Below are 13,376 nucleotides of genomic sequence, written 5' to 3' on the forward strand. Positions count from 1 at the left end.
GAGGCAGGATGACCGCCGTGACGGAAGATCAGGTTCAGGCCGCTGGCCAGTCCGCAAAGTCCGCCAGCCGCCCCTTTTCCGCCTTCGAGCGCATGGTCGCCTGGCGCTACCTGCGCTCGCGGCGCAAGGAAGCCTTCATTTCGGTGATCGCCGGCTTCTCCTTCATCGGCATCATGCTCGGCGTTGCCACGCTGATCATCGTCATGGCGGTGATGAACGGCTTTCGCACCGAACTCATCTCGCGCATCCTCGGCATCAACGGTCACATGATCGTCCAGCCGATCGATGGTCCGCTCAACAACTATGCCGATCTTGCCACGCGCTTTTCCGGCGTGAAGGGCGTGACGATGGCGATCCCGCTCATCGAGGGCCAGGTGCTGGCGCAGGGGGTCGGCGACAGCTCGACAGGCGCGCTCGTGCGGGGCATCCGCGCCGATGATCTTGGCAAGATGAAGTCGGTCTCCGAGCACATCAAGTCCGGCGACCTCGTCGGCTTTGCCGCAGGCACCGGTGTCGCGATCGGTTCGCGCATGGCCGATCAGCTCGGCATCCAGGTGGGCGGCACCATCACGCTGACATCGCCGAATGGCGACGTTACCCCATTGGGCATGAACCCGCGGGTCAAGGCTTATACGGTCTCGGCGGTATTCGAGATCGGCATGTCGGAATACGATTCGTCGATTATCTTCATGCCGCTTGAGGAGGCTCAGCTCTACTTTAACGCCGAGGGGCTGGCGCAGCAGATCGAGATCTTCGTCGAGCATCCCGATCTGGTCGACGAACTGCGACAACCGGTCGAGGATGCCGCCCAGCGGCAGATCTTCATCACCGACTGGCGCGACCGCAACAAGACCTTCTTCTCTGCGCTCGAGGTCGAGCGCAACGTGATGTTCATGATACTGACGTTGATCGTGCTGGTCGCGGCGCTGAACATCATCTCCGGCCTCATCATGCTGGTGAAGGACAAGGGAAGCGACATCGCCATTCTGAGGACAATGGGCGCGACGTCCGGGTCCGTCATGCGGATTTTCTTCATGACCGGGGCTGCGATCGGTACGGCCGGAACCGTTGCCGGCGTGTTGCTCGGCGTTGTCGTCTGCCTCAACATCGAATCCATCCGGCAGTTCTTCTCCTGGATTTCAGGCACCACGCTGTTCAGCCCGGAACTCTATTTCCTGAGCCAGTTGCCGGCAGACATGAATGCCGACGAGACGATCCTCGTGATCGTCATGGCGCTCGGACTGTCGTTCCTTGCCACCATCTTTCCGGCATGGCGCGCCTCGCGTCTCGATCCTGTGCAGGCCCTGCGTTACGAATGACAAGGACATCATCTGAATGAATGCGCGTGTGGCACTGCAGCTTTCGGGCATCGAGCGTAACTACGGGCAAGGGGATACGTTCCTCTCGATCCTCAAGGGGGCGGACTTCACGCTCATGAGCGGCGAGACGGTCGCTCTGGTGGCGCCCTCCGGCACCGGCAAGTCGACCCTGTTGCACGTCGCCGGGCTGCTGGAGCGCCCGGATGGCGGGAAGGTCGTGGTCAACGGTCTGACCTGCGACGGTCTAAACGATGACCGTCGAACGGCTATTCGTCGCAACGAGATCGGCTTCGTCTACCAGTTCCATCATCTGCTCCCGGAATTCACTGCGCTCGAAAATATCATGATGCCGCAGTTGATCGCCGGCCTAGGGAAGGCGGAGGCCGCCGAGCGGGCGAGGGCACTGCTCGACTACATGCGCATCGGCCATCGAGCCGAGCATCGCCCGTCGGAGCTTTCAGGCGGCGAACAGCAGCGCGTGGCGATTGCCCGTGCCGTTGCCAACGCGCCGCTGGTATTGCTGGCCGACGAACCGACCGGCAACCTCGATCCGGAAACTGCAGGTTATGTCTTCGAGGCGCTCGAAGCGCTGGCGCGCCAGTCGGGGCTTGCAGCCCTGATCGCCACGCACAACCACGAGCTTGCATCGCTCATGGACCGGCGGGTGACGATCGAAGATGGCAAGGTCGTCGAGCTGAAATAACGCGCGAAGCGCTTTTGGCTGACCTGCACTTCATCACTTTGTATCGACCCGGGGCATCAGGTCGATATCGACGTACTTTGCCAGCCTTGGCCTAAGGTACGATAAGACCGCCGCGATAGTCGAGCTCGTAGGCTTCGTCGCCGTCGACGAAGATGACCTCGCGGCCCGAAAAGTGCCCCGTGTCACCGCGGCTGCTGTCGATGTAGGTGCCGAAGGCGTGTCGATACTCCATGCCCCCGAGGAAATGCCGCTTCTCGCGATACATGGTCTCGAGCGCAGCCTTGATGACGATGCCGGCGCGTTCGCCATCGATCAGATCCGGACGGACGACGCGGCCGAAATAATTCATGACCCAACGGGTATCGCCGTCGAGCCAGACGGTTTCCTGCCCGGCGAAATCCGTCCCACCGAAATAGCTGTCGAGATATTGCCACCGGTCGCGCTGGTAGCCGATATCGCGTGCGCCGGCGCGTGATGCCGGACTGGCCGTGCCGCCACCGATATAGGTCTTCGATTTCGCTTCCACGATGAAGTCTTTGAGCTGTTCGATGCTGGCCATGGGACACCCTGCTTGTTCCCTTGGAGCATGCCGCGACATCGCAATGATGTAAAGAACAAAAAGAGAACGAAGCTTCGATTATTGGATCCCGCAGGCGCGCTGACCGCGGTCGTCGGTCCAGTCCTTGAGCAGTACCAGTTGACCCTTGGCGATGACGGGCTTGTCGTTCGCCTTGCCCTTTCCGGTGAGCACGTTCAGGTCGCATTGCGCGGTGTTGTTCGGCTCGAGAGTGTCGTAGGAGGCATAGGTGTAGCCGGCGACAACGAAGTCGAAGTTGCGGTAGGCAACCGTCAGTTTCTGTTCCCAGCGATCGCGGCCGATCGCGTCGTTATGGGTGGTAATCACCAGCGAGCCATTGGCAAGCGCGGTGATGGTCGGCGCCTGGCCGGCCATTCCGTATTGACCCCAGACCTTGTTTGGGATCGCTGACTTGAGCGTCAGTGGACCGTCCTCACCAGCAAGGTAGATGTAGACCCCATTGTCCTCATCGGTCCCGTCTTCTGGTTTGACGAGCAGAGCCAGGTCGCTTGCGCCGTCCTTGTCCCAGTCGCCGGTTGCGGCCGAAACGATGCGGCTGGGGTCGATTGCCTCGGCGGCAACCGCCAGGGAAGGAAGCAGGCAAAGCAGGGGCAGAATCAGGCGTGCGGTCATGTCGCTTGTGCTCCGTGTGATGCTCCGGTTCTAAGCGGGTTGAACGATGCGCTCAAGCGTTCGGTTAATTGCCTCGATCGGTCCGTCTGGCCGCGGTTAACCATGCGCAGTGGAAAGCGGGCGCTGTGTTCAACGGCGATTGACGCATGAACAAAAATAGAACAAAGTAAAAACATAACGGAAAAGGAGCCATGTTATGACTGATTTTGTTCGTGACCTCGCCGCCTTCACATCGATGGGCCTGTTCGTCGCAAGCGTAGCCTTTATCGCGCTCGGTCTTTGATCCCCGGGCATCTATGCGAATTGATGCGATCCCGTTGCGGGGTCGCGTGATCCCATCCCGGCATCGCACCGTTGAAAAGAACGCTGGCTCACGACGCAAAACTGGACATGGCGGGTGAGAAACGGGATATCCTGACACCCTGAACGGAATCAGGGTGTGGCAATGGCGGATCTAGGCAGCGTGGAACGGAACGATCAGGTGGCGGCGGACCCACAGTTCGTGCATCTGCGCGTCCACTCGGCCTTTTCGCTGCTTGAAGGCGCCTTGCCGATCAAGAAGGTCATCGGCAAGGCCGTGGCCGATGCCCAGCCGGCGATCGGCATCGCCGATACCAACAATCTCTTTGCAGCGCTCGAATTTTCCCAGAAGGCGGCCGACGACGGCCTGCAGCCGCTGACCGGTTGTCAGTTGTCGATCGACATGCAGGACGAGGGCGAAGGCGATCGTCGTGGCAACGCACAGCAGCTCGCCAAATTGCCGGCGATCGTTCTGATCGCGGCAACGGACGACGGCTATACGCGCCTGGTCGATCTGGTCAGCCGCGCCTATCTCGGCGGAGAGGGCAGCCAGGTCACCAGGATCACGCGGTCGTGGCTCGAAGAGAGCGGTACGGAGGGGCTGATCGCGCTTTCGGGTGCCGGCGGCGGGCCGATCGACATGGCGGTCAGGTCCGGATCGATGGCCCTGGCCGAAGCGCGCCTGGAAGCGTTGACGGACCTTTTCGGCGACCGGCTCTACATCGAACTTCAGCGACACGGCAACTTCGATCGCCGCCATGAACGTCGCATGATCGATCTTGCCTACAAGTTCGATGTGCCGCTGGTCGCGACCAACGAGGCGTTCTTTCCCGCGCCCTCCGACTACGAAGCCCATGACGCGTTGATGGCGGTCGCGCACAACGCCATGGTCTCCGATGACAGCCGTTTCCGCCTGACCCCTGATCATTATCTGAAAACCCGCAAGGAAATGGCGGCGCTCTTTGCCGATCTGCCCGAAGCGCTCGAAAACACCATCGAGATCGCGCGACGGTGTTCGTTCATGCTGAAGACCCGCGGGCCGATCCTGCCGCGCTTCACCGGCGCATCCGATGATCCGGAGGAGGCCGAGCGCGCCGAATCCGGCGAGTTGCGCCGACAGTCGGAAGAGGGGCTCGACGACCGCCTGCGCACGCTCGGCATGGCGCCCGGCTACACCGAGGAAGAATACCGCGAGCGACTGGCGTTCGAACTCAGCGTCATCGAGCGCATGAAGTTTCCCGGTTACTTCCTGATCGTTGCCGACTTCATCAAATGGGCCAAGCAGCACGACATTCCCGTCGGTCCGGGCCGCGGTTCGGGCGCCGGATCGCTGGTCGCCTATGCGCTGACGATCACCGACGTCGATCCGATGCGGTTCTCGTTGCTGTTCGAGCGCTTTCTCAATCCTGAACGCGTATCGATGCCCGACTTCGACATCGACTTCTGCCAGGACCGGCGCGAAGAGGTCATTCGCTACGTCCAGGCGAAGTACGGCCGTGAGCAGGTCGCGCAGATCATCACTTTCGGTTCGCTGCAGGCGCGCGCCGCATTGCGCGACGTCGGCCGCGTGCTCGAGATGCCCTATGGCCAGGTCGACAAGATCTGCAAGCTCGTGCCCAACAACCCGGCCAACCCGACGCCCTTGTCAAAGGCGATCGAGGAAGAGCCGCGCCTCCAGGAAGAGGCCGAGAAGGAGCCGGTGGTCGCCCGTCTGCTCGATATCGCGCAGAAGATCGAGGGTCTTTACCGCCACGCCTCGACGCACGCAGCCGGTATCGTCATCGGCGATCGACCTCTGTCGAAGCTGGTGCCGATGTACCGCGATCCGCGCTCCGACATGCCGGTCACCCAGTTCAACATGAAATGGGTCGAGCAGGCCGGGCTCGTAAAGTTCGACTTTCTCGGCCTGAAGACGCTGACCGTGCTGAAGGTGGCCGTCGATTTCGTCAAGCTGCGCGGCATTGAGGTCGATCTCGCCAGCATTCCGCTGGACGACGAGAAGACCTACGAGATGCTTTCGCGTGGCGAGACGGTCGGCGTGTTCCAGGTGGAAAGTGCCGGCATGCGCAAGGCGCTGATCGGCATGCGCCCCGACTGCATTGAGGACATCATCGCGCTGGTGGCGCTGTATCGCCCCGGCCCGATGGAGAATATTCCGGTCTACAACGCCCGCAAGCACGGCGAAGAAGAGATCGAATCGATCCATCCCAAGATCGACTATCTGCTCAAGGAAACGCAGGGCGTTATCGTCTATCAGGAGCAGGTGATGCAGATCGCCCAGGTCCTGTCAGGCTATTCGCTCGGCGAAGCCGACCTTCTGCGTCGCGCCATGGGCAAGAAGATCAAGGAGGAGATGGACAAGCAGCGTGCCCGCTTCGTCGACGGTGCGGTCAAGAACGAGGTGTCGAAGCCGCAGGCCGACCTGATCTTCGATCTGCTTGCGAAGTTCGCCAACTACGGCTTCAACAAGTCGCACGCCGCCGCCTACGCCATTGTCTCCTACCAGACTGCCTTTATGAAGGCGCATTATCCGGTCGAGTTCCTGGCGGCGTCGATGACGCTCGACATGGCCAACACCGAAAAGGTCAATGATTTCCGCCAGGACGCAGGCCGTCTCGGCATCCAGGTGATAGCGCCGTCGGTGCAGTCGTCGTTCCGGCATTTCCAGACCGGCGACAAGCGCATCTATTATTCGCTGGCCGCCATCAAGGGCGTTGGCGAATCGGCGGTCGAACACATCGTTGCCGTTCGCGGCGATCGCGAATTCGCGAACCTTGAAGATTTCTGCCTGAGGATCGACCCCAAGCTCCTCAACCGGCGTGTGTTCGAAAGCCTGATTGCGGCGGGCGCCTTCGATTGTTTCGGGTACGACCGAGCGGAACTCGTCGGCGGTCTCGACCGCATTCTCGGCTTTGCCCAGCGCGCGCAGGAAAACAAGACAAGCGGACAGGGCGATATCTTCGGCGCAGGGGCCGCGACTGGACCGGAACGGATCTCGCTTCCATCCTATACGCCGTGGCTTGCATCAGAGAAACTGCACCGCGAATTTCAGGTGCTCGGGTTCTATCTCTCGGCGCATCCGCTCGATACGTACAATCCGCTGCTCGCCAAGATGCGCGTCCAGACATTTGGCGATTTCGCCGGCGCCGTGAAAAAGGGAGCAACGGCCGGCCGCCTTGCCGGTACCGTCACGTCCAAGCAGGAGCGCAAGACCCGAACCGGCAACAAGATGGGCATCATCGCCTTTTCCGATTCGTCCGGTCAGTTCGAAGCCGTGCTGTTCTCTGAAATGCTGCATCAGTACCGGGACCTGCTCGAGCCCGGCAAGTCGCTGGTCATGACCGTGCAGGCGGAGGAGCGGCCGGAAGGCATCGGCCTTCGCATCCAGACACTGCGCTCCCTCGAGGAAGAATCGCTGCAGATGCAAAAGGCGCTGCGCGTCTATGTGCGCGATTCCGGTCCGTTGAAGTCGATCGCTGCCCATTTGAATGCGCGCGGTGAGGGCCTCGTTTCCTTCATCGTCATCAAGGACAATGGACAGCGCGAGATCGAGGTCGAGCTCAACGAAAAGTTCCGGATCTCGCCGGAGATTGCGGCAGCCCTGCGCTCGGCCCCGGGCGTGGTGGACGTCGAACTCGTCTGACCCGCGCCGGCCCGAATGCATGGGGCTCGCTCCGGCACTTGCTTGGACGGCCTGATGCCGCCCCTGAGGGCGGCGTCGTTGGGCTTTGCGGGCTCACCCCCGCGGCGATGCCCGCGTGATGGTGATGAAATCCGTGCCGTCGCCGGTGTCAAGCCCGCTCTCCACGTCGGAAATCGACAAGGAAGAGCCATCCGCAAGCAAATGGCCGATCCGTTTGCGCACGTCGTCGGCAACAGTCAGACGTCCGAGCGTGCGCTGGATGGCGTTGAAAGCGGAGGGGTCGGCGTCCGTGGTAATACCAAGGCGGTTCTTCGCTGCGGTCGGCAGGTGGTTTTCAAGCGCCACCCCGTACCATTTTCCTTCGCCTCCGTTGGCGCCAACGTCATGAAATTGCAGGAAATGGGTGCCGAGGGCCTGTTCCGGTCCGTCGATAGACACATCCGCCTCGAAAATCGGCTTGAAACCTTGGCGAACAAGGATGACGCCGTTGGCGGGCGCGTCGCGCCCCGCCTTCTTGAAGATGGCTTGCGTCAACTCTGGCGACAGCTTGCCATCAACGGTCAGCTTCTCGCCCGTCTGGAAGGCACGAATGGCGGCGGTCGTGTCCGGGCCGACGTGGCCGTCGGCGATACCGGCGATGTAGCCGAGTTCGTTCAGAGCCGACTGGACGTTGCGCCGGATGTCGCGCTCGCCGCGCCGGGTGATCAGCATGCGGATCGGCTCGCGGTCTTCAGCAGCGACGGCCGGCTTCCCGGTCGGGGCCTCCGTCATTGCCACTTCGACGGGCCCGTTCGCCGCCTGGCTGATTGTCGGGCGGAGCGGCACGTCCGACAGCGGCGCGGGCGTTTCGCCCGGCGCCGGTTCGGGTTGAAACAGCATTGTACTCGACACTTCGACGGGGCTGACTTGCCGGTCCGTCACGAGCACGTGCATGCCGCGCGATGTCATCTTGAAGAGGTCGGCTGCAAACTTGCTCGGCAGGCGCACGCAGCCGTGCGAGGCCGGGTAGGCCGGGACGTGGTTTGAACCGTGCAAGGCGATGCCCGACCAGGTCAGCCGCTGCATGAACGGCATCGGAGCGTTGGAATAGATATTGGACTTATGGTGACGTCGCTTTTCCAGGATCGAGAAGATGCCCGTCGGGGTCGAATGCCCGGCCTTGCCGGTCGAAACCGCCGACGTCGCGATCACCGCGTCGCCGTCATAGACGACGAGGGATTGCTGGTTCTTCGAGACGATGATTTGCAGCGGAGCGCCGTTGCCGGCAACTCCGGCTGCAGGCGAAAACAGGAAGACGACGACGCTGGCCGTGAGAGCGAAACGCGATACCATACACTCATCCCAACACGTAAACTGGCCGGCGAGCTTAGCCTGCAAACTTTAAAGAATTCGTCCGCACCCGGCGCAGGAAGCGTCAAGGGGGCGCCGATAACGCACTATTGATCGCGCTTGCGGCTGCCGAACGTGTAGCCGGTCTCGACGCTTGCCTTGCCGAACTTGTCGCGCAGCCTGTTGATGGCGTCTTCTGCGGCAGCGCGCCGGGTCGCCGCCGGATCGACGAGATCGGGCGGGTCGGCGAGATCAGGGCTCGAAAGATCGCTGACGCCGATGCCGATCAGTCGATACTTCGTGCCATCGACCTCTTTTTCCAGCAATTGCAGGCCGGTGCGGAAGATCCGGTCTGCGAGCCGCGTCGGGCTGTCGAGGCGCCGGTTGCGGGTCCTGGTCTTGAAGTCGGACGTCTTCAGCTTCAAAACCACCGTCTGCCCGGCGAGCTCGGATTTGCGCAGCCGGTGCGCGACCTGCTCGCTCAGGCGGCGCAGGTGCGTCACGAGATCGTCGTGACGGGCGAGGTCGTCGTTGAATGTCGTCTCCGACGACACGCTTTTCGCTTCGCCATCGATCTCTACCGTCCTTTCGTCCAGGCCGCGAGACAGGCGAAAGAGCCTTTGACCCATGGTGCCGTAGCGGCGCATGAGGTCGGCCTCCTCCATCGTTTGCAACTGGCCGATCGTGCGGATGCCATCGCGCTCCAGCGTGGCAGCGAACGCCTTGCCGACGCCCCAGATCAATGTCACCGGCTTCTCTCTCAGGAATTCGAGTGCCTCGGTCTGGCCGATCACTGAAAAGCCGCGTGGCTTCTGCAGATCCGACGCGACCTTGGCGAGGAACTTGCAATAGGAAAGCCCGACGGAGACGGTAATGCCGATTTCCTGTTCGACCCGGCGGGCAAAGCGTGCGAGCGTTCGGGCCGGGGGATCGTGGTGCAGCCTCTGCGTACCGCTCAGCTCCAGGAACGCCTCGTCGATGGAGAGCGGTTGCACCAGGGGCGTCAGCTCCTGCATCAGCGTGCGAACCTCGCGGCCGACGCGAACGTATTTTTCCATGTTGGGTTTGATGACGATGGCCTGCGGACAGGCTTCGAGCGCCTTGAACATCGGCATGGCCGAGCGCACCCCGTGGATGCGGGCGATATAGCAGGCGGTGGAAACCACGCCACGCTTGCCGCCGCCGATAATCACCGGCTTGTCGGCAAGCTCGGGATTGTCGCGTTTTTCGACGGAAGCGTAGAACGCATCGCAATCGATATGGGCGAGCGTCAGATCGAAGAGTTCCGCATGGCGCAGGATACGCGGACTGCCACAGGCAAGGCAGCGTCGCGCGGTCGCGGTCTGATCCCTGAGGCAATCACGGCAGAAGCCTGGAGTCTGAGAACCACTGTCGAGCATATCTGGAACAAATGTTGAACATTGCGAGCTTACGCTCTACTCTGGCGAGTCTCAAGGGAGGCGGCATTGGAAATTGCCTTGCATTTGCACTTGCCGATGACCACCCGCCGGACAGTTCCGGTGTGTCGGGCGGCATTTGCGTCAGCGCTGAAAATGCGCGTGAATGGCGTTGGCGGCGTCGGTCCAATCGGCGGCGATGTGAACGCAGTCCGCCGGAGCGGGCGCGAGCGCGCGAAACTCCTTGTTCGCCATCAGATTGATCAGCAGGCAGGACGGCGCGTGGGCCTGCACGGATTCCAGATTGCGCGCGATGTCGTCGATGAAAACGACAGGAAGCGCGCGCCCGGCATGCAGTCGCTGAACGATCGGTCCTTTCGGGTCCTCGGACGCGAGCAACGGGTAGGGGAGGCCGAGCCGGTCGAGCAGGGCCCGACGCACGGTCGCATGGCGCGGCGGCATGGCCGTGAGGAAGACGATATCCGCGTGGCGCGACAGGCCGCGCAGGGTTTCGACAACGCCGAGTGTCGGCGTCTGCCAACGATCCTGCGTCGCATAGAATGTTTCGAGCAACTCGTTGACCGCCGCCTCGCTCGCGGCCTCCTGCGTTTCCCGGTGGACGACGTTGCCCGTCAGCCGGAACGAGCGCGGCAGCAGAACATGGTCGCAGCTTTCGAGATAGGCTTGGAATGGGCTGAGGAATTCGAGCACCACCTCGTCGATGTCGCTGACGACGAGCGGGCGATCGCCAAGCCGGATGTCGCCTTCGAGGATGGTATCGCTCACGTTCAGCTGTCCTGCAGGTCGGCGGCGCCGGAGAGTTTCTCATGCGCCCGCACGACATCCTGGGGTGCAGTCCCCGTTGCCTCGCAGAAAGCAATCAGTGTCGGCTCGTGGTCCATGAGAAAGGCGATGAGCCCGCCCATGAAGCCCGGTTCGCCGATTGCATTGCGCAGCGAAGATGGATCCGTGCCGGTCAGCGCCAGAAATCGGGACAGGAGGTCCGGCTCACCGGCAAGCCAGGAAAGAATGTCGATGGCGATTTCGTCGGCGCTCTTCAATGTATTGGCCTCCTACTGTTTTTACGCCCGGAATTACCTATTTTTCAACCAAATAGGATTATCGTTGAACTCGAGGAAATGGGTCGAGTCGTTTGCTCTGCAACTTAGATGTCTTGAGAAGACTTGCAAGAAGACGACGGACAACAAGGGATCGACATGCCCAAACAGGTAATGATTGTTGAGGATAACGAGCTGAACATGAAGCTCTTCCGAGACCTGATTGAGGCTTCCGGTTACGCGACGATCCAGACGCGCAACGGGATGGAGGCGCTCGAGCTGGCGCGGAAGTATCGTCCCGATCTGATTTTGATGGACATCCAGCTGCCGGAGGTCTCCGGTCTCGAAGTGACGAAGTGGCTGAAGGAAGACGATGAGCTGCACGTCATTCCGGTCATTGCCGTCACGGCCTTCGCGATGAAGGGCGATGAGGAGCGTATCCGCCAGGGTGGATGCGAAGCCTATGTTTCCAAACCGATTTCTGTGCCAAAGTTCATTGAGACGATCAAGACCTACCTTGGCGATGCCTGATTGGCGGGAAAATTGATATGACTGCGCGCATTCTTGTTGTCGACGACGTGCCTGCCAACGTTAAGCTTCTCGAGGCGCGTCTGCTCGCAGAGTATTTCGACGTACTGACCGCGAACGACGGCTATGCGGCTCTGTCGCTCTGCGAGACGACGCCGGTGGATCTGGTGCTGCTCGACATCATGATGCCAGGCATCGACGGGTTCGAGGTCTGTGAGCGTCTGAAGGCCAATCCGCGCACCGCCCACATCCCTGTCGTCATGGTGACCGCACTCGACCAGCCTTCCGACCGGGTCCGTGGTCTGAAGGCCGGTGCCGACGATTTTCTGACGAAACCGGTCAATGATCTGCAATTGATGTCGCGGGTGAAGAGCCTCGTCCGTCTGAAGAACGTCAGCGACGAGTTGCGGCTGCGGGCTCAGACCGCGCAGACCATCGGCTTGCAGGAACTGGCACGCCAGGACCGCCCGGACGAGCCGGGCAATATCCTCCTGGTCGATGGCCGCGGTTCGTCGCAGGAACGGCTGCAGCGCACGCTGAAGCCGATCGCCGACGTTTCCGTCATCTCGGACCCTCAGGCGGCACTGTTCGAGGCAGCGGAGAACAATTTCGACCTGGTCATCGTCAACGCCAATTTCGACGACTACGATCCACTGCGACTGTGCTCGCAGCTGCGCTCGCTCGAGCGCACGCGGTTCATTCCGATCCTGCTGATCACCGAACAGGGCAACGATGAGATGATCGTGCGGGCACTCGATCTGGGTGTCACCGATTACATCATCCGTCCGGTTGACCCCAATGAACTGGTCGCCCGCTCGCTGACGCAGATCCGGCGCAAGCATTGCAACGACATGCTGCGAAAGAGCGTGCAGCAGACGATCGAGCTGGCGGTTACCGATGGCCTGACGGGCCTGCACAATCGTCGCTACCTGGACAATCATCTGAAGCTGTTGCTCGACCGGGCGGCAGCGCGTGGGCGCCCGCTGTCGATCTGCATGACCGACATCGACCGGTTCAAGCAGGTCAACGACACCTATGGCCACGATGTCGGCGATGAGGTGCTGCGCGAATTTGCCAGCCGCATCCGCTCGACCGTGCGCGGCGCAGATCTCGCCTGCCGCTTTGGCGGCGAAGAGTTCGTCGTGGTCATGCCCGATACATCGCCGGAGATGGCCGCGACTGTCGCCGAGCGGCTGCGTCACATTATCGAGAGCCAACCGTTCTCGATACCGCACGTCGACGGTGCCCTGGTCATCACCGCATCGATGGGTATCGCCGGGCTCAAGCCCGATAGCGATAGCGCCGAGGCGCTGCTGAAGCGGGCGGATATGGCGCTCTATCAGGCGAAGAACGAGGGGCGAAACAGGGTGGTCGCGGCCGCCGCCTGACACCTGACTGCGTTTCCGCCGTCAACGCAAACCCGGACAGATTTTTAAGGTCGCCTCTTGCGGAGTGACCTTAAAGTTGTATTCTTCGACGCGCCGATGCTACCGAGGGGTTTGGTAGCGGTGGCGCGCAGGCTTTCAGATGTACCGGTACGATACAGAATTAACCATGCGCTGAGCGAGACCGCTTAGCGCATTAAGAATTCATTGATTTTTTTCTATTTTCAGGTGATGCTGATAAATACGGGGGCATAGCTTCCATCAGTATCGGTTACCCCATGATGCTCAGGTCCGCCGCATCTCCTGGGTCGTGGGGTCGGTCGGTTGGCTTTTGACACCTGCGGAATCCTCGTGCCGCGGTTAGAAGCCAGCCGACCCCCAATTCACAGCGCTGTTCCGCAAGGGGCGGCGCTTTTTGATTCGTGACCAGGTATTCCCGCTGCCGCGCCGACTCAGAGCTTATGGACAGGGCGAAATGTGATCTTTCTCGCTCGAGGCAAGGCA

General features: G+C 61.4%; 11 protein-coding genes. 5 read left to right on the plus strand and 6 right to left on the minus strand.

All coding sequences use genetic code 11. The features are described 5' to 3' along the window. Positions 1-8 precede the first annotated feature (8 nt). Both RTP54_RS06550 and RTP54_RS06555 read left to right on the plus strand, forming a co-directional pair. Positions 9-1,319 (plus strand): lipoprotein-releasing ABC transporter permease subunit, encoded by a 1,311-nt coding sequence (locus tag RTP54_RS06550; protein WP_312361633.1) that lies wholly within the window; start codon positions 9-11, stop codon positions 1,317-1,319. Positions 1,320-1,335: 16 nt separating this feature from the next. Next, a complete protein-coding gene (locus RTP54_RS06555; RefSeq protein ID WP_112808330.1) occupies positions 1,336-2,022 on the plus strand; it encodes an ABC transporter ATP-binding protein in 687 nt (228 codons plus the stop codon). Between the two features lie 91 nt (positions 2,023-2,113). Here the strand turns inward: RTP54_RS06555 and RTP54_RS06560 are convergent, their stop codons facing one another. Next, positions 2,114-2,581 (minus strand): DUF5680 domain-containing protein, encoded by a 468-nt coding sequence (locus tag RTP54_RS06560; protein WP_112808328.1) that lies wholly within the window; start codon positions 2,579-2,581, stop codon positions 2,114-2,116. A 78-nt stretch (positions 2,582-2,659) separates the two neighbouring features. Further along, complete coding sequence (locus RTP54_RS06565) at positions 2,660-3,232, minus strand: hypothetical protein (RefSeq protein ID WP_312361636.1); 573 nt, start codon at positions 3,230-3,232, stop codon at positions 2,660-2,662. Positions 3,233-3,677: 445 nt separating this feature from the next. Between RTP54_RS06565 and dnaE the strand changes: the two genes are divergently transcribed. Continuing rightward, a complete protein-coding gene (dnaE, locus tag RTP54_RS06570) occupies positions 3,678-7,175 on the plus strand; it encodes a DNA polymerase III subunit alpha (RefSeq protein WP_312361638.1) in 3,498 nt (1,165 codons plus the stop codon). 93 nt (positions 7,176-7,268) lie between these two features. Here dnaE and RTP54_RS06575 read toward each other — a convergent pair whose 3' ends face one another. From RTP54_RS06575 to RTP54_RS06590, 4 genes are all read right to left on the minus strand, one after another. Further along, a complete protein-coding gene (locus RTP54_RS06575) occupies positions 7,269-8,507 on the minus strand; it encodes a L,D-transpeptidase family protein (RefSeq protein ID WP_312361639.1) in 1,239 nt (412 codons plus the stop codon). Positions 8,508-8,611: 104 nt separating this feature from the next. Then, positions 8,612-9,904: a DNA polymerase IV gene (locus RTP54_RS06580; RefSeq protein ID WP_312361640.1), complete on the minus strand. Its 1,293-nt coding sequence runs from the start codon at positions 9,902-9,904 to the stop codon at positions 8,612-8,614. A 141-nt stretch (positions 9,905-10,045) separates the two neighbouring features. Then, on the minus strand, positions 10,046-10,687 hold the full coding sequence (locus RTP54_RS06585) for a hypothetical protein (protein WP_312361641.1): 642 nt from the start codon (positions 10,685-10,687) through the stop codon (positions 10,046-10,048). 2 nt (positions 10,688-10,689) lie between these two features. Further along, positions 10,690-10,962, minus strand: coding sequence for a DUF3572 domain-containing protein (locus RTP54_RS06590; RefSeq protein ID WP_112808316.1), 273 nt, complete (start codon positions 10,960-10,962; stop codon positions 10,690-10,692). A 156-nt stretch (positions 10,963-11,118) separates the two neighbouring features. Between RTP54_RS06590 and RTP54_RS06595 the strand changes: the two genes are divergently transcribed. Both RTP54_RS06595 and RTP54_RS06600 read left to right on the plus strand, forming a co-directional pair. Continuing rightward, positions 11,119-11,490 (plus strand): response regulator, encoded by a 372-nt coding sequence (locus tag RTP54_RS06595; protein WP_025426610.1) that lies wholly within the window; start codon positions 11,119-11,121, stop codon positions 11,488-11,490. Positions 11,491-11,507: 17 nt separating this feature from the next. Continuing rightward, positions 11,508-12,875: a PleD family two-component system response regulator gene (locus RTP54_RS06600; RefSeq protein WP_312361642.1), complete on the plus strand. Its 1,368-nt coding sequence runs from the start codon at positions 11,508-11,510 to the stop codon at positions 12,873-12,875. The last annotated feature ends 501 nt before the right edge of the window (positions 12,876-13,376 follow it).

It is taken from the genome of Ensifer sp. (assembly GCF_031989085.1).
GTDB lineage: Bacteria > Pseudomonadota > Alphaproteobacteria > Rhizobiales > Rhizobiaceae > Ensifer.

What these genes read in the sequence shown, in the direction of transcription:
- RTP54_RS06595 (WP_025426610.1), top strand. Translation starts at nt 11,119, where the DNA reads ATGCCCAAACAGGTAATGATTGTTGAGGATAACGAGCTGAACATGAAG.
- RTP54_RS06580 (WP_312361640.1), bottom strand. Translation starts at nt 9,904, where the DNA reads ATGCTCGACAGTGGTTCTCAGACTCCAGGCTTCTGCCGTGATTGCCTC.
- RTP54_RS06575 (WP_312361639.1), bottom strand. Translation starts at nt 8,507, where the DNA reads ATGGTATCGCGTTTCGCTCTCACGGCCAGCGTCGTCGTCTTCCTGTTT.
- RTP54_RS06600 (WP_312361642.1), top strand. Translation starts at nt 11,508, where the DNA reads ATGACTGCGCGCATTCTTGTTGTCGACGACGTGCCTGCCAACGTTAAG.
- RTP54_RS06560 (WP_112808328.1), bottom strand. Translation starts at nt 2,581, where the DNA reads ATGGCCAGCATCGAACAGCTCAAAGACTTCATCGTGGAAGCGAAATCG.
- RTP54_RS06565 (WP_312361636.1), bottom strand. Translation starts at nt 3,232, where the DNA reads ATGACCGCACGCCTGATTCTGCCCCTGCTTTGCCTGCTTCCTTCCCTG.
- RTP54_RS06550 (WP_312361633.1), top strand. Translation starts at nt 9, where the DNA reads ATGACCGCCGTGACGGAAGATCAGGTTCAGGCCGCTGGCCAGTCCGCA.
- RTP54_RS06555 (WP_112808330.1), top strand. Translation starts at nt 1,336, where the DNA reads ATGAATGCGCGTGTGGCACTGCAGCTTTCGGGCATCGAGCGTAACTAC.
- dnaE (WP_312361638.1), top strand. Translation starts at nt 3,678, where the DNA reads ATGGCGGATCTAGGCAGCGTGGAACGGAACGATCAGGTGGCGGCGGAC.